This window comes from Stenomitos rutilans (assembly GCF_059505485.1).
This window is the reverse complement of record NZ_JCACKR010000141.1, coordinates 1-23408: the sequence shown is the minus strand read 5'-3', so window position 1 is coordinate 23408 and position 23408 is coordinate 1. Positions and strand designations below refer to the sequence as shown.

The following is a 23408-nucleotide window of genomic DNA, read 5'->3' as shown; positions in this document are numbered from 1 at the left end:
TTCACCAATTTCCTCGTGTTTATTGGGTTTCACCTACTTCTGTCAGGCAACCAGGGTTGAAACGCCAGATTAGTATAGCAATGGCTGAGGCAACAGCGATCAAGCGTGCAGCGTTAAGCGTTGAAAGCACCTATTAAAGCTGCGTAGTCGTCTTTAAAGCGGTCAGCTTTCAGCTTTCAACCCATCTAGCATCCTCAGTTTCATTGCGTCCGATTGCTTACAACCTTGATTGAGCAGTTAGCAACTAGAAGTCAGTTGGTTAAGCCACTGCTGACTCCTGGCTCCTAGATTCTGATTCCTAACTCCTGACTCCTGACCTCTGACCCCTCCCCTACCTTCTGCATGGCTAGTAGTTGGCTTCTGTCACTTTCAGAGCTACTTCTAGCCGCTTACGCTCTGTCACATCCTTCGTACTGAAAAGAACCGCATCGATATGTTCAATAGAGCCTTGGATCGGGCTAAGGGTGTATTCATAGTCACGTACCCCATAGAGGGGCGTTGTGAAACTAATGTCACTGGTGATCGCCCGCCCAGTCATAAATACAGTCTCAAACTGCATAGAAAGTTGTGCTTTTAGATCCAGTGGTAAATCAAAGGCTTGAATGGTTTGTTGAAGCGCGCAACGCGGCTCTAGACCCAGCGATCGAGCGCCGAGAGGATTGATGTAAAGCAGCCGCTGGGCGCGATCGCAGACAAAAACAGGGTCTGGCATCATCGCCAAAATGCGCGCCTGCAAACTTGGGAGGGATTCTAACTGAGCGGTCAATTGCAGCCGACCAGATGCCGTGTCCCGCGATGAGGTATTCCCATCCTGGCTGATACGCATGAGGTCGATCGTCTTTTGTGAGACGAAATCAGCCTTCGTCTCATTCAGTGTTGTGGAGAGCAAGGCTCTGAGTGAGTGACCAAACTGCTCCAGTAATTCCAGTCGGTACAGAGTGCTGCTGTCTGTAAGCGTAGATTGCTGTAGGTTCGTCAGCCGCTCTGAAAGGATTGTGACGTTGTCTTCAACCTGCTGGAGCTGCTGTTGGAGCATCTCAATGGTGACCGATACTTTTGCGGGTAAGGCTAACCCAAACGACTGTGCCAAGGCTTCAGCAACAACCGTCGTCCGATCTCTTCCTGTTGCTCTTGCCTGGGCTTCGATCACCTGCGCTAACGGGGCTGGAAAGCGGAACGTCATTGATTTGCTGGTCATTAGCAATCTGCGGAGAAAGTGTACTCGATTAATGGATCTGAATTCAGAGTCTTGCTTGTGGTTCGCGAACGAGGCTACTTGAGCGATCGTGCAGTCGTTTAGGGAACTGTTAGCAACTGATCGTCATCACTACAAGCAACGCCGTCATACATGTATTCAGATTAGGAGATGTTCAGATAAGAAAGCATACGTAAATTCACTCAACTTCAACTAGAAAACCGCGCAAATTTATCAGCATAATTGCTGAGATTTTTAGCAGTGTACTTTAGATAAACACGTATCACGCACGCCTTCAGGCTGACTTACCGAAGCTTTATCAGGATTGAGTGCACTATAAACACAAGATTGGCTCTCTCGGTGCATTCTACAGATGCCGCGTCTCTGAAAGCCGAGGAGTTGTAAGCAGCCCCAATGCCAGTCGTGCTGTACCGTAGGCTGCCTCTGGCTGCTGTGATCGCTCGACTCGCACACCTAGATGGCGCGATCGTAGGGCAGTCCAGGCCGCATTCTCAGCCCCGCCACCTGCTGTAAATATTTGCGTTAAGGGTGTGGCACCCAGCGTTTGCAACAATCTGTATCCTTCAGCCTCAATCCGCGACATGCTCTCCAGTAAGCCATGCAGGAAGGCAACCGGATCGGATGGTCGCGGCTCTAACCGTGGCAATAAGTGTGGATTATTTGTGGGAAAGCGTTCTCCAGGCTGTAGCAGCGGATAGTAATCTAAAGGGCTGGCTTGCTCCGTAGGAATACGATCGCTCAACGTTGCCAACTCTGATGGCGTAAAAAATTGCTGTAAGACAGCACCACCCGTGTTAGAAGCACCACCCACTAGCCAGCGATCGCCCAATCGATGGCTGTAAATGCCATAGGCATTGTTTTCGACCCGTGTGCGGCTCAGTAACTTCAGCACCAAGGTTGATCCAAGGGACGTGACAGCATCGCCTGGTTCCGTTGCGCCACTGGCTAAAAATGCTGCAATGCTATCGGTGGTACCTGCGCATACACGGCAATGAGAAGGGATATTAAGGTGCGCCGCAACCTCTGGCTGCACGGGGCCAATCGGCGTTCCGGGTGCGATGACTTGAGGCAGTAAGGGCGCGATCGCCAAACTTGTCAGCCAGTCTGGGTAGCTTAATTGCACCACGTCGTAGCCCAACTTCAAGCTGTTGTGGTAATCGCTTACGCCAAGCCGACCGTGCAGCAGAAAGCCCAACCAATCGGCTTGATGCATCAGGTAACGTGCTTGTGTAAAAGCTGGCTGTTCACTCCACCACAGCAGTTTGACCAAACTAGAGGTGGCGCTCAGCACGGTGTGTTGCCCAGGGGCGTTGTGGTATCGCTCCTGGGCAAACAACTGCCGCAAACCCTCTACGGCTGAGGCCGCGCGCGCATCATTATAAAGAAGCGGCGGTAGCACCGGGTTGCCTATAGCATCACAGAGCAACACGGTTGCAGATGTGCCATTGACCGCGATCGCGGCAAGCTCTCGCCGCTGTGGAGACTCAATGCCACGGAGCAGTGAAAATAACGTTTCCTGCCAGCAGTCGGGCAGAGCCGCTTCTAAAACTGTGCCGAACGTGCGGCTAGACTGATGACAAAGGATGCCCTTAGCATCCACAACGGCAATCCGTGCGCCTGATGTGCCAAAGTCAACGCCAGCATAGAAAGTCATGGGATGGATGCTTACTCTACAAAGGCATTCTTAACAACGATTTTACTGTCCTCTACTGTGCGCGATCGCGCGGCAAGGAATCGGGCTGTTTGAAGTGGTCATTTGACTGAGGTTGCCGCTCCTGATTCACTTTCAACAAGTTCTCATTGAGGGACGATCGCTGCTGCGCCAAGCGCCGAATTTCTTGCTCCAGTCTGGCATTACCAGCATTGAAAAAGTCCTGTGCCCCGGATGGCACTAGATCTCGCGCAAATTGCTGTTGTTGCAGCGGCGTGAGGCGATTGATCTGCGGTACAGACTGTGCCAGAGCCGCACTTACAGCTGCCAAAGTCAGCAGCGGTGCTGTTACGAGCGCTATGGAAAAAGTATAAATCGCACGGTTCATCTGAATTCACCGCTTGAAAACTGCAGGTTGCTTTACAGTAGCTGGTATCACCTTCTCGCGCCTTCCTCCTGTTGGATTGACTTTGATCCTGTTAGAGAGGGATGGGATTAGCTTCGTGCGAAAAAGAGGATTGGACAACAGACGCAAAGCAAGGAAGCTATTCTTTTAGCCCGATCGCCTGCGATAGCGAAGTAAGTCCCCGATCGTCCATTTTTTGCACCAAGCCCTCCAGAATGCGGCGCACCATACGAGGCCCTTCGTAAATCCATCCCGTGTAGACCTGCACCAGACTGGCTCCCGCCGTGATCTTTTCCCACGCATCGTCTGACGTGAACACACCTCCGACACCAATAATCGGTAGCTTGCCCCGCGTTTCCTGGTAAATAAAGCGGATCACCTCGGTCGATCGCTGCCGCACCGGGGCCCCACTAATTCCACCTGCCTCTTCCTGCACAGCTTTGCCTGTCGCCGCAATAACCTGCGTCTTTAAACCATCCCGCTGAATGGTCGTATTTGTCGCAATAATGCCAGCCAGTCTATATTTCTGAGCAACTTCCAAAACAGCCATGATCCCATCCCATTCTAAGTCCGGTGCAATCTTGATGAGCAATGGCTTCTGTTCTGTATTGTCTTGCTGAAGGGTCGCCAAAATTGGCTCAAGCTGGTCGGCAGCTTGGAGCGATCGTAAACCTGGAGTATTGGGCGAACTGACATTTACTACAAAATAATCGCCCCAGTCCTTCAGTAATCGAAAACTGCCCAAATAATCATCGGCGGCTTTCTCTAGCGGCGTGCTTTTCGATTTGCCTAAGTTGATGCCGAGTGGAAAGAGCGATCGTAACGTCAGGACTCCTGACTGCTGACTCCTGACTTCTAACTCCTGCCCTCCCCATCGCCCTTGAAACACCGCTGCCATTCTCGCTGCACCTTGATTGTTAAACCCCATGCGGTTGAGAGCCGCGTGATCTAGGGGAAGGCGAAAGAGTCTGGGGAGGGAATTACCCGGTTGGGCGTTGAAGGTCACGGTGCCAAGCTCTGCAAAGCCGAAGCCAAAATGAGGCCAGATACCAGAGGCGACCCCATCTTTGTCAAAACCTGCTGCCAACCCGATCGGATTGCTAAAGTTCAAACCCCACAACGATTGTGAGAGGCGATCGTCAGTTAAACAATAGGCTTTGGCTAGACGCGCTTGCAGCCAGCGAACAGACGGATGACCGTGCTGTTGATCCAGCCAACCCAGAGCACTGAGCGTTTGCTGATGCAGCCATTCGGGATCTGCCTTCAGCCCAGAAAATAGCACAGGACGAATGATAGACCGATACATCTCCACAGCCGCTTAGATGACATGAACGAGTACACCTTCATCAGCATACCTGGCTCACCCTGCAACAGCTTACAACGGTATGTCAGCCCTTTGTGCTGTGCGATCGCAAGCATTAACATACCTCAAGCGCTGTTGGCGGTTTGCATCTGTGCTTTTGGACGGAACCCTTGAAAACGAACTAGGATGAGTACAACATGGCCCAGGTTCGGCAAATGCTTTCAAGCGGATTGCCCACCTAGTTTCAGTGTCTTTTTTTACCTGAACGTCGGTGTTTAATCTCCGTTTGCATATCGCACACCGCTCCGCTTACATTCGTTGTATTGGCGTATTCATACTGCACTAAATGGTTCAACCAAAAGAGCCAAACGCCAACGATAAACAGTTGGTTGCCCTGGGGCGAGTCCTGCAAATTTTGCGGGAGGAAGAGAATTCTGACGTTCTCATTGATACGACGCTTCATTACTTAGAAACTGAATTTGACTACAGCCTGATCTGGATTGGGCTGTACGATCGCCTCGACCATCGGTTGCATGGTAAGGGAGGCAACACGCCATCTGGTAAAACATCGCTCCTCAAGCAGCGATTTTTGCTCAACCCTGGCGATCTATTCGAGCAGGTAGTCATTCAGCAGCGTCCTCTCGCTGTGCCCGATCTGCGGCAGGAACTACGCGCGGGTGAATGGCGGAAGGCCGCGCAAATGTTTGATGTCCAGGGAACGGTAATTTTCCCGCTCCGCTATAAGGATCGCTGTTTTGGGGTGACGCTGTTAGGCTCAAGCTTGTGGGGCGCATCGCCACGATCGGACGAAAAAGCGCGACTATCAATGGTGCTGGGTGGTCTGGCAACCGCACTCTATCAAATTGAAGCAGAGTGGTTACGGCAGCAAACGAAACGACCCGATCAGCCGCTCTTAGCCCTTTTGACTAAACTGCGATCGCTCACTGGCTTAGGTGCCCGATTGGAAGCCATTGTGGAAGAAACGCACAAATTTGTGCAGCCAACTCGTACCAGCGTGTATTGGTTTGAGCGTGAACGCCGCTATTTTTGGCGACGCATGAGTAATCGTCAAAAGGCAAGCGGCTTTAGTGAGGCAAACCAGCCTGCTTCTGGCATTACCGCACAGGAAGTCAGCAGTTTTTACCAGGCATTGCTGACCGATCAGTTGGTGTCGATCGGAGAAGCCCACAGTTCTCTCAAGGCCGATACCACCAGTCGGCTCATGCAACAAATTCGAGCGCGATCGCTGCTGGCAGCACCCATTTTGTTTCAGAACGAGCTACTCGGCTTTCTGGCGGTTGAAGGGAACGATCCCCGCATTTGGGAAGACGAAGAGAAAAGCTATCTCCGTGGGGCAGCGCAAATTATCGCCTTGATCGCACCACTCGACGAAATGGAAAATACGATCGACCAGATTCAGCGTGATCGCGTCCTCACGGCTGAAATTGCCCATTCCATCTATGGTGAAGACGATTGGAAAGCCACCCTCAAACTCTCTGCTGAACAAGTGTGTAAGCGGTTACGGGCCGATCGCTTTTTGGTGCTGCTCTATGACCCAGAACAGCGCACGTTTGACATCTCCTACCAGAGCCAACCTGCAAACCGTCGTCCTTTGACGACACCGCTAGGCATCCTCAGCGAAGCCGACTGGCAACTCTTAGCCAAAAGCACCGACACCATCAGCATCGAAAATTTGGATGGTGATCTGCGCTTGGTGGCATGGCGCGATCGCCTCATGGAACTGGGCGTGCGATCGCTAATTCTGTGCCATGTGTCTCTCGGTCGCCCCATCGAAGGGCTTGTCATCATTTGCCATGAAAGCCCGCGCACCTGGAGCCGAACGGAGCGTGATCTCGTCCGGGTTGTCAGCCAGCAGCTTGGGTTGATTTTGCACCAGTGGCAACTGCAAAAGCACAATGAGCAACAGCAGAAGGTCAACCAAACCATCCAATGGGGGCTTGCCCTGATGCAGCAGACGCATCAACTGGAGGCACTGCAACAAGCTGCGCTGCAACAAATTGCTCAGGTGCTCCAGGTGCCTTTAGCAACGCTGATTACTTGGTCGCCGGGTGAAGCAAACGGTCGTGTAGTCAGTCCGATCTTTAGCAGCGATCGCTTCGCCATCAATGCCAATGCCATCATTCCAGTCCACGCGGATGCTTTGATCCGATGGGTCGTAGAAAGTGATGGCTTACTGCCCTTAGCGATCGTAGACATCCCCGCCGAAACCCGTCAATGGCTCAGCGGTAGCGCCATCGGTCAAATTTTAGCAATGGCGTTACGAACGGCTCCAGAGCACGAGCCGTTAGGGATTGTGTTGCTTGCAGATGGGAGCGATCGCCAGTGGTCAGAACAACATCTGAGTGCGCTGGGTGCCCTGGTCAGCCAGCTAGCCTGGTCTCACCGCTACCTGACGTTAGCGCAACGGCTTGCATCACAGCACGAAGCCGTAGAGCAGTTAAATTGGTACAAGCACCGTTCCCTCGAAGAATTGCAGCGATCGCTCCTGCCAAACCTGAAACGACTGCAAGACCTTGGCAATCCTAAAGATCCACTGTTTAGCACCCGCTATCAGCAGATCCTACGGCAGTTAAATGATGCGATCAGCCCCCTATCCTCACTCATTCAAACAGAGCAGTGGCACCTGAGAACAAATGCTCGTACCATGTCGCTGGTAACGTTGCTCAAGCGATCGCTGGGGCGAGTAGAAGGCTTAATGAAGCAACAGCAGCTTTGGTCTCAGGTGCACGATGAAACAAATCTCACCATCAACGGGGATATTGCGAAGATTGAGTTGGTTCTGCACGAACTGTTGCTGACGGCCTGCCAACGCTCCGACATCGGTGGACGCATCGACCTCTGGTGCCGCCAAATCGATAGCCACTGGCTTGAACTGTCCATTACAGACAGCGGCAAGGTTGAGCCACGCCTACTCACTGAGCTAGAAATAGGGAGATCAGCCGATCTACTGGCACCCTCCCCCCTAGATCACCCTCCGGGCCAACATCTGTACATCTGCCGGACTCTCATGAAGCAAATCGGTGGCGAATTTAATCTTTATAAACTTGATGACAACCGCATTTTGAGTCGCCTGGTACTGCCGCTAGCCGTAAGCGATCGCAAGGGGTGAGGAGTTGATCGAGTGATCAGTTTGGGAGTTTTGAGTTGGAAGAGCGATAGCTAACCCTGCGGGAACAAGCTACAGCGGTCAGCTTTTTAGCCTTCAGCCTACCCTTCGGGAAGCAAGCTACAGCCTTTTCCCCTATCCCCTGCCCCCTATCTTCCCCCGCCAGTTCTCGACCGCGCTCCTCAAGTCCGTGGACAGCCAGTGATCGTACTGAGGATAAATCGGTAGCCGAGGCATTAGCTTCCAGTCGGCTGCTGTCAGCAACTTTGCCAGTTCCGCATCGATCGGGTGCAGATAGTCAGGATTCACTTCATCCCGTAGCCCAATACCACCCAGATCACTTGCCCCTGCTTCTAGACACGCTATCAGTTGCGACTGCGGCACCAAGTTGGGAGGAATTTGTAGCGCAATGTCAGCAGGCAGAATGCGCCGAGCGATCGTGATCGTGTCTAACAACTGCTTAGGCGAAAACGCTGCACCTAACCAGGCTTCCGTCTGCCCAGGGCTGTACGGCTGCAAAATCACTTCCTGGATGTGCCCCCACCGTTGGTGCAGTTGCGCGATCGCCTCTAAGGTATCGCACCGGTCGACCTCGGTTTCGCCAAGGCCCAGCAGCAACCCGGTCGTAAAGGGAATGCACAGTTCGCCAGCCTGTTCAAGCTGCTGTAAGCGCAATGCGGGCTGTTTACCAGGGGCATGGCGATGCACCGTTTGTAAAAGGTTAGGGGTTATCTGCTCTACCATCAGACCCATCGAAACATTCACAGTTTTTAGACGAGCCATCTCGTCGAAACTCAAGGGGCCAGCATTCGTATGAGGTAGAAACCCCAGCGACAAAGCCAATTCACACAGTGCATAAATGTGTTGTAACCAGGACGATCGACGATCGCTCTGGGGATGCACTTCGCCACTCAAGATCAAAATTTCAATAATGCCCTGATTTTGCAGCGATCGCAGTTGCACCTCAGCCTCAGCCAACGTTAACCAGGGACTTTTACCCGGATCAGCCCGAAAATTACAGTAGCTACAGCGGTTAAAGCACTCATAGGTTGGCACCAGCGTATAAGCAGGGCTATAGGTCGCCACTCTAGTAGACATATTCAGATGTTGGGCTTGAGACACAGCGCCTTGAATGCAAGATTCATTGAAAGACATTGATGACCAACAAAGCACTCTTCATAGACTATGCCTCTAACCTAACGCTCATCATCCTGGTCTCGTGATGTCTTGCTGTAGTCAAGAACTCAAAACTACTCAAAGGGAATAGGGAGTGGGGAGTAGTCAAGAACTCAAAACTCCAGCCGTCAGCGGTCATCGGTCAGCTTCAACTCAAAACTCAAAACTCAAAACTGGTACTCCTCATAGTGTGTTGCCTACCCAACCGAGTAAAGATGCCCCATCCTTTTGCCTTTCATCCATCTTTGTCACCTTAATCACCGCACCAGAACTTCTCACGCCCCTGGCAACTGCGTTTTTTAGCGTAAACATTCTTAATGTGCGTTTTGACTGTGTTCAGGCTGATCTGCAACATTTTGGCGATTTCTTGATAAGAGTACTCCTGCCGCAGCAGCATCCACACCTCTGCCTCTCGCTCGGTCAAATCGTACTTCTTGCGCTCGATCTGAATTTCTTCGTATAGAAGGTCATCACAGTTTTCGAGCAGCACCAGAATATAAGCCTGTCGTTGCCCATCTCGATCGATGGTTTGAGAGCCTGCTAGCTCCAACCAACGAGCGCTGATGCGAATGGTCTGACCTGTAGCGGCCTGACACTCCATCACAAACGGGCGATCGCTCTGGCGATTCTCTCGCATCAGCCGATGGCACACTTCAGAGACCTCTGCTGGCAGCTCAAGCGGGGGAAAATCATTGCCCGATAAATGCTGACACAGCGTCCGCGCCTTAGCATTCCAGTAAAGCGGGTTCAGCCCGCGAGAGGTCACAATCACACCCTGGTTAAGGGATTCCAGCAGGCTACTCCGGATGAGATTCAGCGTAGATGTTTCGCTGAGCGGGGCACTGGTGGTTTTCGGTTGTTGTCCAGAAGGTTGTTTGGCGCGGCGTGCAGATGAAGGTTTATTCGTTTTTTCAGCGGCGCAAGAGCTAAACAAAGAACCGAGCTTGGTTGGCTCAAGCGACGAAACCAGTAAGGGGGCTGTCATAGATCAGGACTCCACAAACGATGTGGTCATTTTGACCGCTGTGCTTGTGAAGACACAATGAGCAACCTGTAACTGGCACCAAACCGTTGAAGAGCAGTCGCGTCGATCGAATGAGAGTGAACAAGGCTGAAGTGGAGTGAAGTTTTTTCCAATTTCGGACGGTTAAGACGCGCCCAATTGTTTAATAATGAACTCAATTTGAATCGCCTAACAGCCTAATAGCTACGCAAGTATCCTTTGTCAGCAAAGCGATTTAGCAAGGTTAAATTAAGGTTAGTCAGCCGTACCACTCAACATCCAGTTGAGTTCAGCATCTAGCTGAACGGAATAGCCTGAACCAAGAAGACAAAAGCAATCTTTCAAGCGTCAACCCCTTAGATTCATCAAAGGCTTCTAGATTCCGCACAATTACAGCGACGATGTTCCCTATTGTCGGCCTAACATTTGTAAACGGACTCACCCATTTGGGTACTTTTCGCCACTCTCAAACGTTTCACAGCTCTTGAGTCACTAGAAAAATCCTCATCTCATCCCTCACCACACCCTTCATGTCCAGCACTTTCGTGAGTTCTCTGAAACCTGTGTCCCAGTTCAATGAGCGCTTAGCCCCAGAATTGCTTGAACGGTTTTTTCCGCTAGCACAGCAGCGTGTCTATATGTCGATGCTGATGGGACGGGGTGGCTTAACCCGTCGTCGGGCAGAATATTTTGTGCGTCTTTGGGCTTACCTTCTGCTGAAGCAACGGCAAATGCTAGGAATGCAATTAACAAAACCCCTGACTCACCTACACTCAACAGACGGGTTAATTGCCTGCACCCATCGAGAAGCGGCTGAACTGTTTTATGGGGATCAAGAGCGCGGGAGCGATCGGGCTGCGGGCATGATGATCGATCGTTTTGTAGCGCTGGGCTTGCTCGAAAAACAATTTGATGGGCAAACCCTTTGCCTTCAGATTCGCTCACTGCCAGAGTTAGAGACACCGATCCAGCCAGAAGTGGCGGTAACACTGATTCCTGATGCGTTCAATCCTCGGACAGATACGATTCCGATCGCCAATCTCATTGCGCGTACCTATGCAGAACTGATGAAAGATGCGGCTAAAGCATCTCATAAAATTGCCAGGTCGCTACGCGGTTGGGCGCAGCAGTATCCCAAAGGGCTGCGAGTACTGCGTCGTTCAGATAATCTCAACCCAGTTGGCATCAGCGTACTTTTCCCTGTAACAAGTGAGGCCGAGATGCACTTCTTTCAACCACCCAGCAAAAGCTTCTACCTGTCCTCCGAAACCGAAACTGATCCCTTCATCATGGCAATTGCAGGGGACGAAACCTGCACCTCGGTTTACATTCGCTCCTGGGTGATTGATACGCCCTATCTGCAAGCTGAGAACATTTGTCTTTTGCTGGAAGACAGCCGCGAAGCGCTCATACAGATGCAGCAAGACTTCCCTAACCTGTGCGATATTTACTCGCTCATCCTGCACCCTCTATATGAGGATTTGCGGTTAGCCCTGGGCTTTCAAAAAACCTTTCAGGATACTCAACGCTCTTATCACTGGGTTTACCTTGCCCTCGATCGCTTTTTAGCACTGGATATTGAGCAGGCGCTGAGCAGAATGAAACAGACCCTCATGAAGTAAGCGTCAGGGAAGGCGAGAAAAGCTAGAAAGACAGCGGCGGACGATCGAGTAGGGTGGTCTTCCTCATCGCTTCGCATGCCAGCGTTTTCTCATAAAAGTAAACAAACGCTTAAATTGTGTACACAACGCCAAAGACTTGGCACCGCAGAACTCCTGGCCTTTAGGACGTCATTTCACACAAGCGTTTGTTGCAGTTGCTTTACAAAAGTCAATGTTCGGTTTATACTCATTCACAAGCGGGTAAAACCGCCTAAACACGTTAAACCAAGCACTCATTACCTATCATGACTACGACTTTACAGAGACGCGAGAGCGTCAACGTCTGGGAGCAGTTTTGCAACTGGGTGACCAGCACCGACAACCGCCTGTATGTAGGCTGGTTCGGCGTCCTAATGGTCCCCACCCTGCTGTCTGCGACCATTTGTTTCATCATCGCCTTCATCGCCGCGCCCCCTGTGGACATCGATGGCATCCGCGAGCCCGTCGCTGGTTCCCTGCTGTATGGCAACAACATCATCTCCGGTGCGGTAGTGCCTTCGTCCAACGCCATTGGGTTGCACTTCTACCCCATCTGGGAAGCCGCCTCCTTAGATGAGTGGTTGTACAACGGTGGCCCTTACCAACTGGTCGTGTTCCACTTCCTGATTGGCGTCTTCGCTTACATGGGACGTGAGTGGGAACTGTCCTACCGTCTCGGCATGCGCCCCTGGATCTGCGTCGCTTACTCTGCCCCTGTAGCCGCCGCGACCGCCGTGTTCTTGATCTACCCGATTGGTCAAGGCTCCTTCTCGGACGGCATGCCTTTGGGTATCTCCGGCACCTTCAACTTCATGTTCGTGTTCCAGGCCGAGCACAACATCCTGATGCACCCCTTCCACATGTTGGGCGTCGCGGGTGTGTTTGGTGGCAGTTTGTTCAGTGCGATGCATGGTTCACTCGTGACCTCCTCCTTAGTGCGTGAGACCAGCGAGAACGAATCGGCGAACGCGGGTTACAAGTTTGGTCAGGAAGAAGAGACTTACAACATCGTCGCAGCGCACGGCTACTTCGGTCGGTTGATCTTCCAATACGCCAGCTTCAACAACTCGCGCAGCCTGCACTTCTTCCTGGGTGCGTGGCCGGTCGTCGGGATTTGGTTCACGGCGTTGGGCATCAGCACGATGGCGTTCAACCTGAACGGCTTCAACTTCAACCAGAGCATCATCGACTCGCAGGGACGTGTGGTCGGTACTTGGGCGGACATCCTGAACCGGGCGAACCTGGGGATGGAAGTGATGCACGAGCGGAATGCGCACAACTTCCCGCTTGACTTGGCGGCGGGTGAGGCGGCTCCGGTCGCCCTCGCGGCTCCCTCCATCAACGGTTAGTCTGACCCTTGTTTGACCAAGGCTAGTTGACTAGTTGCTTGATCGGTTGATTGGGTAAATGAAGAGCGCTCCCTCACTGAGGGAGCGCTTTTGGTGTGCGGAGAATTGGTGGGGTGTTGAAAGACTGCTTTTTCCTAATGCATTTGACTATTCCCACCCCTTCATTCTGGGCTTGAGCCAGAGTGTTTCATGCATCAGAAGAAAACAAGGTTGGCAACGGATTTTGGAACGGATGAAACAGATAAACCGAACAAAAAGTTACCGAATCTATCCGTTTCATCTGTTTTCCATCCGCTGCTAATTTGACTTCCTTGTATGAAACCACCCTGTTTCGTTCTGGGCTTGAGCGGCTTGTTTGGTCTCAATACCTTTAAGGAGGTGACAGCGTAGGAGCCGTTTGCACTAACGGTGTCTGCTTCTGCATTTGCTGAATGACGCTCTTAAGCGATGCCTGGGCTAGCGGCTGATTGGCATTGAGTTGCAGCGATGCCTGTAAGATCTTCAACGCATCTGGAAAGCGACTGAGTTTGGCAAGTGCTAGCCCTTGCCCGGTGAGAGCATCGCTACTTTTGGGGTCAATTTGACTGGCTCGTTGATAGGCAGCGAACGCCTCTTGAAACGATCGCACAGACATGAGTATCGTTGCCCGGTTATACCACCCTGAAAACGAATTGGGATTAAATCGAATGGCGTTGTCAGCGGCGGCGATCGCGGGTGCGTAGCGCTGTAGCTGCCACAGCACCACACTACGATTTGCCCAACCGTCAGAATTGGTAGGATCAAGTTGAAGCGCCCGATCGTATGCAGTCAGAGCCTCCTGATGTTTGCCTGCACTCCGCAGAATCGACCCTTGATTAAACCAGGGCTGAGCAAAGTTGGGATCAAGCTGAATCGCTCTCTGAGTGGACGCGATCGCCTCGTCGTACTGCTTGAGATACCATAAGGGCACACTACGATCGCTCCAGGCACTCGCTGACTTTGGGTTAATGCCTACTGAACGGTTTGCAATCGCCAGGGCTTCTTCGTACTTTCCCTGGCCCGCAAGTGCAACGCTGCGTTGGTTCCAGGCTTGGGCCGCAGTGGCTTCGCCCCAATTACCATCGCCTTGAATCGCTTGTTTGCACGGTTCTTCTGCATCCTTGTATTGCGTCAAGCGGTTCAGCATGGAACAGCGACCCAGTAAAGCAAACGCATATTTTGGACTCAGTTCAGTAGAGCGAGTGTAGGAGGCCAGCGCTTCGGTAAAACGGTTGAGCTTTTCGAGCATCAATCCCTGGGCACTCCAAATCGTCGCATCGTTGGGATCAAGGCTGATGGCGCGATCGTAATCAGCGATCGCGGTTTGCCATTGGTTGAGCTGACGATTTGCCAAGCCACGATTTGCCCAGGCAAACGCAGCCGTTTTATCGCCCCAGTTATCGTTGTCTTGTAAAGCCTGATCACAGCTTGCGACGGCCTCCTGGCTTTTACCTTGTTTTGCCAATGCTTGACAACGGTATGCCAGCGTCAACGAATCTTGCGGTTCCAATAAGAGGGTGCGATCGAAGGCTGTGATTGCCTGATCTAGTTGTCCCGACTGACTGAGAATGATGCCCCGGTGTAACCAGGCCAACGCAGGCGATTTTCTGCCCCAATTACCATCCACTTTTAAGGCTTGATTGCACGTATCCAATGCTTCTTCATGACGACCCAGCGACTCAAAGGCAAGACATTTATACGTGAGCGCCAGAGAGGTTTTGCGATCGAAGTTCAACGCCCGATCAGCAGAGGCGATCGCCTCTGGATATTGCTTCAGTTTTAAGAGGATCGCGCTGTGGTCTGCCCACGCCAATGGATCTTTCGGACGCAACACGATCGCCTGTTCACAGGCTTTGAGGGCTTCTTCATACTTGCCTGAATCGGCCTGGAGGCTGCAAAGGTCTGTCCAATACGCAAAGTCTTTGAGCTTTTCTTGAAGCATCTGCTGTGCTACAAGTTGAGGCGATGCTGGAGGCTTAGAAGCAAGGCTCTGACTCTGCCCAACAAACAGGCTGGCAATGAACGTGGCAAGAGTAACCCATTGCGATCGCGGCATGGAAAGAGCCTCAATGTTGGGAACTATAGTATTATCGACAGCTCAATGCTGAAACACGCCAGTTTCGTCATTGACTGTATCAAACCATCGATTGCAACGCTTGTTCTGGACACGAGAAATTTTATGAAAGCTTTGCCAGTCACTTTGCTGCTAGTGCTGCTACCATTTCAAGCTCAGGCAGCGAACGATCGTCACCTTAAGGAGCTACGCGAAACGCGCCAGTGTGCAGGGTGCGATCTTGTGAATGCCAATCTGCGGGGAGTGTCTCTACGGCAGGCCGATTTGCGGGGAGCCAATTTGAAAGGTGCGAATCTGAACGGAGCGGATTTGCGAGGTGCGTTTCTCAAGCAAGCCAATTTAACTGGAGCAGACTTGCGTAACGCTAATTTAGCAGATGCAAATCTGGCAGACGCAAAGCTGGAGGGCGCACAACTGAAAGGCACGATTGTGAGCGATCGCACCGTGCTGGCGGATAAATGGCAGTTGGTACGCAAATTGGTGGAAGAAGGAGGGCGTGATCAAGATTTGAGCGAGGCCAATCTGGCGGGTGCGAACTTAAACGGCAGCGATTTACGCAACGCAAACTTAGCAAAAGCGAATCTTAGCGGAGCCTTCCTGGAAGATGCGTTGCTGAGCAATGCGAATTTAAGCCAAACCACCTTACGGCGTACCAGCTTTTTTATCAGCGATTTGAGCAACGCTGATCTAAGTCAAGCAGATTTGAGAGAGGGCAGCTTACGTGCGACAGATTTGCGATCGACCACTTTTCAGCAAACCAATTTGCGACGGGCAGATCTCAGCTCAGCCTATTTGCAACAGTCCAACCTCAGCAGCACGGATCTGGCAGGTGTCAATTTATCGCGATCGAGCTTGAATAGAGCCAATCTCAGCCAGAGCCAGCTTCAAGGGGCAAACCTGTTTGCGGCTGATTTACGCGGCACAAATCTCAGTGAGGCTAATTTGAGCGGTAGCAATCTGCGTGGTGTGGATCTCAGCGAATCTGAATTGACCCAGGCAAGCCTACGCGGGATCAACCTCGAAGGTGCGAAGCTCCGAAACCTCAAGCTGAGTAAGGCCGACCTGAGCAATCTTAACCTGCGCCAGGTTGATTTCAGCGGCAACGACTTACGCAATGCAAATTTACGACGCAGCAATCTCAGTGGCGCTAACTTGCAGGGCGCAAACCTCAGCGGTGCCAATTTGAGTGAAGCAAACTTAAGCGGAGCCGACCTGACAGGAGCCAATCTCGATCAGGCAGATTTGAGCTACGCCAATCTCAACCATGCCAAGCTACAAGGGGCGCGACTGGCAGGTGTGAAGCTGGATTACACAAATCTTTGCGGGGCAACGTTACCAACCGGGTGGAAGGCGGGTTGTTAGCGCCGATCGAACTGGGGTGGAATCGCGATCGGTGCCAGAGTGCCTGGAGGTGAATCACCTGGAGCAGTCGGAGTTGCAGCACTGGGTGAAGGGCTGGCCTGGGCATTGGCGATCGCAGCAGCAGCAGCGGCAGCAGCCGTTGTAGCCGGATCACCCGCCGCAGGATCGTATGTTTCTAGCGTCACGGCTTGCGTCACTTGTTGCCCAGCTGGGCTGGTAACTTGTAATGTCAGCGTCACGCTTCCTGGCTTAGGGCTTAAGAAAATCGGTAAAGCCCCTTTAAGCGGGACACTGCCTGGAACTGGTAATAATTCGGCCCGACTGCCGCTACTAGTATCGATCAACCACGACAACACCAAACCACCGACCGCCTGCCCCGTCGTCATGGGAATAAAGTATTTTGGCTGTATCGGTTTTCCATTCAGTTGAAACGCCACAATTTGAGGCGATCGGGGTAGCAGTTTAATCAACTCTGTTTTTTGCGATGGTGACTTTTCTCCACTACTGACCTTGGGAAGCGCCGTGAGTTCAAATACATAATCTCCTGGTTTCCGCAACTCGGTGGGAACGGCCTGACAAATTAGGACTTGCTGTAGGCTGCAAACTGCTTGCAATTCTTTGGGGATGCCCTGGCTGAAATCGTATTGCTTTAAGGGGCTGGCAACCCCTCCATCAGGTGTGCGACCCACGACTTGTACAGCACGCAACTGGTCAGGGTTGGCGATCGCCCAGTTAAGCCGAACCCCAAAGGCTTTGCTCTCTTTGCTGTTGGGGTCAACCGGGTTGATGATCATCTTACGCGTTGGCTTTGCGGTCTTCGCGATCGGCTGAGCGATCGGCTTGATAACAAAACCGCTCGGCTCTTGATAGATGGGCTGGGTCGAGGCAAACCCCACGATCTGGGGCAAGGGCACCGCTTCAATCTTGACTGGAATGCTTTTGCGCGTGTCAGATATGGCTCCCTTTGCTCGTTTGGAAGCAGTGGTCATCTCAAACAAGTAGGTACCAGCCTTGCGAGCCGTAGTCCGAACACTATTGCACGTCAGCACTGCCGATGATTGAGTGCAAAAGGATTCCAGCGCAGCAGGCATGCCCCGGCTAAAGTCATATACCTCTGGGCGGGTGAGCAGTGTGCCATCACTGGACAAGCCGTTGATGGTAATGGATTGCAAGCGATCGGCGTTGTTGATCTGCCAGTTCAGTCGCACCACATCGTCATTGATGGCAGCATAGCCGCTGTCGGCTGGTGCAAATTGGGCAATCTGGGGTGAGGGGGGCGTTCTAAACAGCAGCCACCAGAGGAGATAGACCAACCCCAAAACGCCCAGAATACTCAACACCAGTAGCGGAAAAAACTGCCACCAGGGGCGCGGTTCCCATACTAGAAGTCCCGGTAATTGATCGATCGGCAGCGGCAACTGGCGATCGTCTTGCAGCGACACATTGAAGTTAATGACTCGACCGCCTCCGTAGATCGGTCGCCGCCACCAGGGGTCTGGTTGTACCCGGAGATCGACACCAACCACTGATTGCGGCGCAACCTGAGCGGTTGCTGGTTCCAGGGTGTAAAAACAAAGCGCTTCTTCGTTGAGGTTCTGCACCGACAGGGTAATCGATCGCGGCGTATTGCCACTGTTGGATAGCCGCACCTGAAACAGCCCTGCCTGCCGCTTCACCTGCCCTATTATCGTCCGCAGTTCTGCTTGTAGCAAATAGACCGGGGGCACTTGCAGATACACCAGATCTAGCAGCACCAGTTCTGGCAAGGTTTCAGAATAAAGCCGTAAGGTGGGCACGTAGCTCCCAGCTAGCGCATCAAACGGTGGATTGAACAGCAGCAAAATTACGCCCTGTTCACCAGGATTCAGATTGAGAGAATCGGCTTCCGCAATCAGCCCGCCGCCCTGTGCGCTCGGTGGATAAATGATGTTGAACCAGGTTTTGGGAAGATCTGTGCAGGCAAGCCGAAAGCGATCGACCCGATCGCCCCGGTTGTAGACCAGCACTTGAAACTGAAGGGCAGCACCAGCCTGAAGAATTGCGGGATTGGCAGAGCTAGAGGGTGGCACGAGCACAAAGGTTGGATCGTTAGAGCGAATCGTATTTTGTGTGGCTGGTAAGACTTGAAGCTGCTGTTCGTAGCGAATCGGCGTATCTTCGGGGTAATGTTCCTGGGCATCAACGACCACAAAATAGCGATAGATCCCCGGCAGCGCCTCGATCGGGATTTGGATCGGGAAGATCACCTCATCGCTCTGGTTAGGGCCTAATGCTAGTTGTTCCTGGTCCGACTCACACCACTGCTGCAATGACGGCGAAAGTGCATCAATCAAAACTGTAATAATGGCGCTTTGATGCCCTTTGTTGCTGATGGTGACGCTCAGATTGAAGCGATCGCCCGACACCAACGTATCTCGACCAGAGGAACTGATAATGGCAGCAAGAGGGCTGCTGGCCGTGCCAACGTGAGACTCTACAGTGGACAAACTGGATGTCTCATTAAGGATGCTACCCTCTCCTTGCTCTGACATGAGATCTTCCCTTTGTTGTAGGACACATAAGTTTGCCCCTAGACCACCCCTAACGAACCAGCAGTGCTCCGTTAAACTTGCTCTTTACGTTACTTGCTCTTTAAACGTTGAAGCAGCCTTCACCAATTCTGCTTGATGCTCGCCAAACAACGTCTGCTACTTCTGCCAGCATTACTTGACCAAAGGCTAGCGGTCCTCTAAGTCAGCAACAGTGTATCGCTGATTCAAGTGTTTTTAGCTTCAGTCATTAATAAACGATCGCACTGAGGATTCAAGCGCCTTGCAGGGAACCCTGAACTTGCTCCCTGTCTTGTGGGTCCGGCCGATGGCAATTCAGAATGTTCCTAAGCTTGTGGCAAAAAAGGTCTTAAAGCGTTACGCCTACCGCTTTACAAGCCAACCTCGCCATGTACAGCAGGCTTACATGATTGCCTTGAGACGGTGGGCATGGGTTAAGCCCATTTGGGACGAAGTCTATCAAGAATTGTTTCCACCGGACGCGAGTGCTCCAGAAGAGACGGCAGCGATCGCAGCCCGCCCCCCAATTGCCTTACCGACAGCGGCAGGCGTACAAACAGTCGATTCACCCTATCCTCGCTATCGATGTTTGCAGAATGATCCTCTCCGTTGTTCACAAGCCCAGCCGCTTGGTACAGACGGGGAAAAGCTGGCCTACTGCCAGGAACCGTGTGGGTTTCCCACCCAATTGCCAGAACGCGCAGAACTACAGGGACAACGAGGAATCTATCGCATTGAGCAATGGCTAGGGCGACGGGGCCTAGGACGCATCTATGCTGCCGTACAGACTGGCATGAATCAACCCGTACTGGTCAAAGAGTATCTTCTGCCAAAGCAATACTTTAACGCCGATCAAACCTGGCAAACCAAGCAGTTGTTCAAAACCTTAGCGGGGCTAAGTCTCGCCGATGGACGATCGCAGGACTGCCGCTTGCTGGCTCCCTTAGAGGCGATCGTGGATGAACGAAGCGAACGCTGCTTTATTGTGCTGGATGGACGCGGCACTGCCCCCACACTCAACCAATACCTGACTACAGGCGCAATGTCTGAAGCACAAGTACGACGAGTTTTACATCAAGTCTTACAAACGCTGGAGTTTTTGTATGGGCAGAAATTTCGTCTGAGTGCAGGGCAACTGCAAACAGGTTTAGTGCATGGCAATCTCAATTTAGACAGCCTGCTCATTGGGCAGACGCACGTCAATCCGCAACTGCAAACGCCTACAGCAGCAAGCGAAACAGACCAGGATCAGGATGCCAACTTCTTCATTTACCTAAGCGATCTAGCGCTGTGGGAACGGCTGTTTCAACCACCACTGGCAAAAACAACTCCACCCTCAGTCGCACAGGACTTGTCTGCGATCGGCTACATTGCGTTCTATCTTCTGACTGGCAAGATTACCACCGCTGATGGGCAGCCGCTTGATCCCATGCAGGACACACACTGGCAGCGGGCGGATGGTCACATGCCCGATCGCGCCCTCAAACAGTTCATCTTGCGGCTGCTGGGTTGGGAGACTCCTTTTGAGAGTGCAGAAGCTGCCCGACGTGTCTTACAGCAGCTTCCGATCGCGCGCCCCTCGATCGCATCAGAGCTACTGGCAACGCCCGAACCCACACCCAAACGCCACCTTTCTCGCTGGGCGATCGGGCTACTGAGCATTTGCGGTCTGGGGCTATTGGGCTGGCTGCTCTGGAGTGTGCTGCCGAAACCCCAACTGAGCACAGCGAACCGGGTTCCCTCTCTAAATGCGCTACGTGACGTTGGCGGCATTCCACCGGGCACATTCACGTATAGCACCACAGCCGACGGCATCTGGAGTTACGTCTGGCAAACAACTGACCTGATTCAAAAAGGGCAAACGCTACAACAACGGGTCAGTACGGCACAGCCAAAGCTCCAGTTACAGTTGCAGACAGCCGATTCGATCGACACCGCGATCGACCAAGTGCAAGCAGGCACCACTAATTTTGCGATCGTGCCCTTGCTGCATACCCTGCCAGACACGCTGACTGCTGAGCCGATCGCCTATGACGGTCTGGCCGTTTTTGTGGCCTTCAGCTATGCCAAACGAACTACCGGACTGCCCACTCAACTTCACGGTCAGTTGGATCTAGAGCAGTTACGCCAACTGTACACAGGCAGCATCAATCAGTGGAGCGCGTTCAGCCCCTCCCATTTAACCGTCGGTCTCTATGCACCAGAAAACCGTGAAGCCATCGAAATTTTTCAACGGCGAGTGCTACAACCATCGTTCGACCATCCTTCATCCACGTCGATGCATACCATCGCGCAGCTACCAGACTTTGCTGTCATGCGATCGGTCATTCAAGACTTTGAAGCGCACCAGATTGGCAGCATCGGTTTCAGCTCGCTCAGCAAAGTGGTGGGTCAGTGTTCTGTGTATCCATTAGCCTTACAGCAAGCGCCAAATGCAGGACAACCCATTCAGGTGCTTGGATTCGCACAGGGACGATCGATCACGCCAGAAACCGATCTGTGCAACGAGAAAGGCTCCTATCGGCTCAAACCGTCACTCCTGAGAACCGGACAGTACCCACTGTCGTATCCACTGGTTGTCGTTTACGCCAAAGACAACGATCGCTCCACGATCGGCCAGAAGTTTGCGGCATTGCTGAAGACCCGTGAAGGACAACATCTATTGAGCCAAACGGGCTTAGTACCGCTGGAAGAGCCGTGAGGAAAGGGATGCAGTTTACTTCCGCCACATAGCGAGACGAGGTGTAAAGCTCGACATTGATATACTTAAAACCTCACAAAGATTAACTCCACTTGGAGTAAAATGCGTGAGCGTTGAATGGGAAACCGCAAAGCTGCAACATGCTAACGTATTCACAGCCTTTAGTTCTATCTGGAAGCGCAACCGACTCTTTCCGTTTTGTGCAGCTTGAGTTAATGATCAATAAGAAAGGCTTTTCTTCTACTGTGGTGGCTGCTTGTAATGAAGGCATTTTTTGACTACATCATTCAAGAATGGGGTGCTATCTCAAAAGCCCTTGGTATATTCATTTTGGCGCTTGTTCTTTGGGTCATACTAATTTCATTTCTTTTAGATCGACATTTCAAAGATAGACTTGAAACCTATAGCTACAGACAACACTGTTAGGACACGGCATCTTTCAAAACTGCCTCCATCGCTTCTCGTAAAGCACTAAAGCTAGTAGACTAGACAAGAAGTAATGCAACATTGATTCGGGTATGCAACGGGTCGAAATCCATCTCAAAGATGAAGAACGAGACTACCTGGAAACCCTGAGTTCAACCGGAGTCTGTCAGGTCCGTGTTCTACAGCGAGCGCAAGTGTTGCTAGCACTAGATCAAGGCGTGCTGGATGGGCAAATCAGTGCGGTACTCAATCTGGAACGAACTCGGCTTTGGCGGACTCGCCAACGGTATCTCAAGGGTGGACTCGCCGCCGCGTTATATGACCAAGCCCGACCCGGTCGCCCCCGCCAATACGATGACAAAGCCGAAACTGAGATTGTCGCCTTAGCCTGTAGTCAACCGCCGACGGGGGACTCGCAATGGAGTCTGCCCTTGCTCACCGAAGTGGCTCGTGGTCAAACTCAGGCACTGCAAACGGTCAGTCAGGCAACGGTGCGTCAGGTGCTCCAAAAAAACGCTGTCAGCCTTGGTTGAAGGAGATGTGGTGCATTGGTTAACTCACGGCTCAATATCGGCTAACGGATGTATGCGGTACTTGACCTCTACGAGCGTCCTTACGACCGCGCTGAACCTGTGGTGTGTGTCGATGAGAAAAGCAACCAACTGTTAGCGCCGAAACACCCAAACTTACCGATGCAACCAGGGAAAGCTGGCAAAGTGGACTATGAATAGGAGCGCCAGGGCACTCGTAACTTGTTTGTAGCAGTTGAACCGTTGGTTGGATGGCGGCAGGTGCAGGTCACGCGGCACCGCAAGAAGGCTGATTTTGTCCATTTCCTCCGCCAATTACTGCAAGGGCGCTATCGGGATGCCCAGAAGGTGCATCTAGTGGTCGATAATCTCAACACTCATTTTGCGAAGGTCTTTGTTGAAATCTTAGGTTCCCAGCGGGCGCAGAAATTACTGAGTCGCATTGAGTTTCATTACACCCCCAAGCATGGCAGTTGGTTAAACATGGCAGAGATTGAGATTGGCATTCTAGACAAGCAGTGCCTCAACCGGAAAATTCCCACCGAGGCGGAATTAGTCACTCACGTCAGGGCTTGGAACAGGCGCAGAAATCGACAGAAGAAAACGATTGATTGGAGCTTTACTCGTCAAGATGCAGACCAGAAACTGGGCAAGCATTATGTTGCATAATTAATTACTCACTCTACTAGTGCAGCGTCACGTTTAGGAATTAGGGTTGGCAAACTCGTCCAAATCGACGAAGTTGTATAAAGCGAGGGTGCTTTATGCAAAAGAAATACATTGTTCGATTAACTGATGGGGAACGGCAGCAGCTACGAGAAGTGTGAAATGTCAATTACATAGGGCTCTTCCCAGCTTTTGGTGATGGTTTGGCAGA

15 protein-coding genes and 1 pseudogene are annotated in these 23408 nt (G+C 52.1%); 8 read left to right on the top strand and 8 right to left on the bottom strand.

Going from position 1 to position 23408, the window contains the following annotated elements:
• Positions 1-346 precede the first annotated feature (346 nt).
• From AC5JLP_RS29880 to AC5JLP_RS29865, 4 genes are all read right to left on the bottom strand, one after another.
• The gene (locus tag AC5JLP_RS29880; RefSeq protein WP_496071498.1) at positions 347-1198 is read right to left on the bottom strand and encodes a PAS domain-containing protein; all 852 of its coding nucleotides are present in this window, start codon (positions 1196-1198) and stop codon (positions 347-349) included.
• A gap of 364 nt (positions 1199-1562) precedes the next feature.
• Positions 1563-2870, bottom strand: coding sequence for an FGGY-family carbohydrate kinase (locus tag AC5JLP_RS29875; protein WP_496071497.1), 1308 nt, complete (start codon positions 2868-2870; stop codon positions 1563-1565).
• Positions 2871-2922: 52 nt separating this feature from the next.
• The gene (locus AC5JLP_RS29870) at positions 2923-3255 is read right to left on the bottom strand and encodes a hypothetical protein (RefSeq protein WP_496071496.1); all 333 of its coding nucleotides are present in this window, start codon (positions 3253-3255) and stop codon (positions 2923-2925) included.
• A 157-nt stretch (positions 3256-3412) separates the two neighbouring features.
• The gene (locus AC5JLP_RS29865) at positions 3413-4579 is read right to left on the bottom strand and encodes a quinone-dependent dihydroorotate dehydrogenase (RefSeq protein WP_496071495.1); all 1167 of its coding nucleotides are present in this window, start codon (positions 4577-4579) and stop codon (positions 3413-3415) included.
• 343 nt (positions 4580-4922) lie between these two features.
• On the opposite strand from AC5JLP_RS29865, the gene AC5JLP_RS29860 reads away from it, so the two are divergent.
• Positions 4923-7706 carry a GAF domain-containing protein gene (locus tag AC5JLP_RS29860; RefSeq protein ID WP_496071494.1) on the top strand — a complete coding sequence of 928 codons (2784 nt, stop codon included), beginning with the start codon at positions 4923-4925 and terminating at the stop codon, positions 7704-7706.
• A 132-nt stretch (positions 7707-7838) separates the two neighbouring features.
• On the opposite strand, the gene cofG is transcribed toward AC5JLP_RS29860, so the two are convergent.
• Together cofG and AC5JLP_RS29850 are read right to left on the bottom strand one after the other, a co-directional pair.
• Positions 7839-8801, bottom strand: a complete 963-nt coding sequence (gene cofG / locus AC5JLP_RS29855; protein ID WP_496071493.1) for a 7,8-didemethyl-8-hydroxy-5-deazariboflavin synthase subunit CofG — start codon at positions 8799-8801, stop codon at positions 7839-7841.
• 331 nt (positions 8802-9132) lie between these two features.
• Positions 9133-9864, bottom strand: coding sequence for a helix-turn-helix transcriptional regulator (locus tag AC5JLP_RS29850; RefSeq protein ID WP_496071492.1), 732 nt, complete (start codon positions 9862-9864; stop codon positions 9133-9135).
• Between the two features lie 581 nt (positions 9865-10445).
• Between AC5JLP_RS29850 and AC5JLP_RS29845 the strand changes: the two genes are divergently transcribed.
• On the top strand, positions 10446-11504 hold the full coding sequence (locus tag AC5JLP_RS29845) for a hypothetical protein (RefSeq protein WP_496071491.1): 1059 nt from the start codon (positions 10446-10448) through the stop codon (positions 11502-11504).
• Between the two features lie 284 nt (positions 11505-11788).
• Positions 11789-12871, top strand: coding sequence for a photosystem II q(b) protein (psbA, locus tag AC5JLP_RS29840; protein ID WP_496071490.1), 1083 nt, complete (start codon positions 11789-11791; stop codon positions 12869-12871).
• A 370-nt stretch (positions 12872-13241) separates the two neighbouring features.
• Here psbA and AC5JLP_RS29835 read toward each other — a convergent pair whose 3' ends face one another.
• Positions 13242-14945: a tetratricopeptide repeat protein gene (locus AC5JLP_RS29835; protein ID WP_496071489.1), complete on the bottom strand. Its 1704-nt coding sequence runs from the start codon at positions 14943-14945 to the stop codon at positions 13242-13244.
• A gap of 123 nt (positions 14946-15068) precedes the next feature.
• Between AC5JLP_RS29835 and AC5JLP_RS29830 the strand changes: the two genes are divergently transcribed.
• Complete coding sequence (locus tag AC5JLP_RS29830; protein WP_496071488.1) at positions 15069-16325, top strand: pentapeptide repeat-containing protein; 1257 nt, start codon at positions 15069-15071, stop codon at positions 16323-16325.
• On the opposite strand, the gene AC5JLP_RS29825 is transcribed toward AC5JLP_RS29830, so the two are convergent.
• Positions 16322-18856, bottom strand: a complete 2535-nt coding sequence (locus tag AC5JLP_RS29825; protein ID WP_496071487.1) for a COG1470 family protein — start codon at positions 18854-18856, stop codon at positions 16322-16324. The two genes, AC5JLP_RS29830 and AC5JLP_RS29825, sit on opposite strands and share 4 nt — an antisense overlap.
• Positions 18857-19181: 325 nt before the next feature.
• Between AC5JLP_RS29825 and AC5JLP_RS29820 the strand changes: the two genes are divergently transcribed.
• The 4 genes and pseudogenes from AC5JLP_RS29820 to AC5JLP_RS29805 form a co-directional block, all read left to right on the top strand.
• Entirely contained in the window at positions 19182-21575 is a 2394-nt protein-coding gene (locus tag AC5JLP_RS29820) for a hypothetical protein (protein ID WP_496071486.1), read from the top strand.
• Positions 21576-22093: 518 nt separating this feature from the next.
• Positions 22094-22534 carry a helix-turn-helix domain-containing protein gene (locus AC5JLP_RS29815; RefSeq protein ID WP_496071485.1) on the top strand — a complete coding sequence of 147 codons (441 nt, stop codon included), beginning with the start codon at positions 22094-22096 and terminating at the stop codon, positions 22532-22534.
• Between the two features lie 48 nt (positions 22535-22582).
• Positions 22583-22732: a hypothetical protein gene (locus AC5JLP_RS29810; protein ID WP_496071484.1), complete on the top strand. Its 150-nt coding sequence runs from the start codon at positions 22583-22585 to the stop codon at positions 22730-22732.
• A 15-nt stretch (positions 22733-22747) separates the two neighbouring features.
• Positions 22748-23200: pseudogene (locus tag AC5JLP_RS29805) on the top strand (transposase); the annotation flags it as partial.
• Between the last annotated feature and the right edge of the window lie 208 nt (positions 23201-23408).

Coding starts and splice junctions, on each gene's coding strand:
- AC5JLP_RS29880 (WP_496071498.1), bottom strand. CDS start 1,198: ATGACCAGCAAATCAATGACGTTCCGCTTTCCAGCCCCGTTAGCGCAG.
- AC5JLP_RS29875 (WP_496071497.1), bottom strand. CDS start 2,870: ATGACTTTCTATGCTGGCGTTGACTTTGGCACATCAGGCGCACGGATT.
- AC5JLP_RS29870 (WP_496071496.1), bottom strand. CDS start 3,255: ATGAACCGTGCGATTTATACTTTTTCCATAGCGCTCGTAACAGCACCG.
- AC5JLP_RS29865 (WP_496071495.1), bottom strand. CDS start 4,579: ATGTATCGGTCTATCATTCGTCCTGTGCTATTTTCTGGGCTGAAGGCA.
- AC5JLP_RS29860 (WP_496071494.1), top strand. CDS start 4,923: ATGGTTCAACCAAAAGAGCCAAACGCCAACGATAAACAGTTGGTTGCC.
- cofG (WP_496071493.1), bottom strand. CDS start 8,801: ATGTCTACTAGAGTGGCGACCTATAGCCCTGCTTATACGCTGGTGCCA.
- AC5JLP_RS29850 (WP_496071492.1), bottom strand. CDS start 9,864: ATGACAGCCCCCTTACTGGTTTCGTCGCTTGAGCCAACCAAGCTCGGT.
- psbA (WP_496071490.1), top strand. CDS start 11,789: ATGACTACGACTTTACAGAGACGCGAGAGCGTCAACGTCTGGGAGCAG.
- AC5JLP_RS29835 (WP_496071489.1), bottom strand. CDS start 14,945: ATGCCGCGATCGCAATGGGTTACTCTTGCCACGTTCATTGCCAGCCTG.
- AC5JLP_RS29830 (WP_496071488.1), top strand. CDS start 15,069: ATGAAAGCTTTGCCAGTCACTTTGCTGCTAGTGCTGCTACCATTTCAA.
- AC5JLP_RS29825 (WP_496071487.1), bottom strand. CDS start 18,856: ATGTCAGAGCAAGGAGAGGGTAGCATCCTTAATGAGACATCCAGTTTG.
- AC5JLP_RS29820 (WP_496071486.1), top strand. CDS start 19,182: ATGGCAATTCAGAATGTTCCTAAGCTTGTGGCAAAAAAGGTCTTAAAG.
- AC5JLP_RS29815 (WP_496071485.1), top strand. CDS start 22,094: ATGCAACGGGTCGAAATCCATCTCAAAGATGAAGAACGAGACTACCTG.
- AC5JLP_RS29810 (WP_496071484.1), top strand. CDS start 22,583: ATGTATGCGGTACTTGACCTCTACGAGCGTCCTTACGACCGCGCTGAA.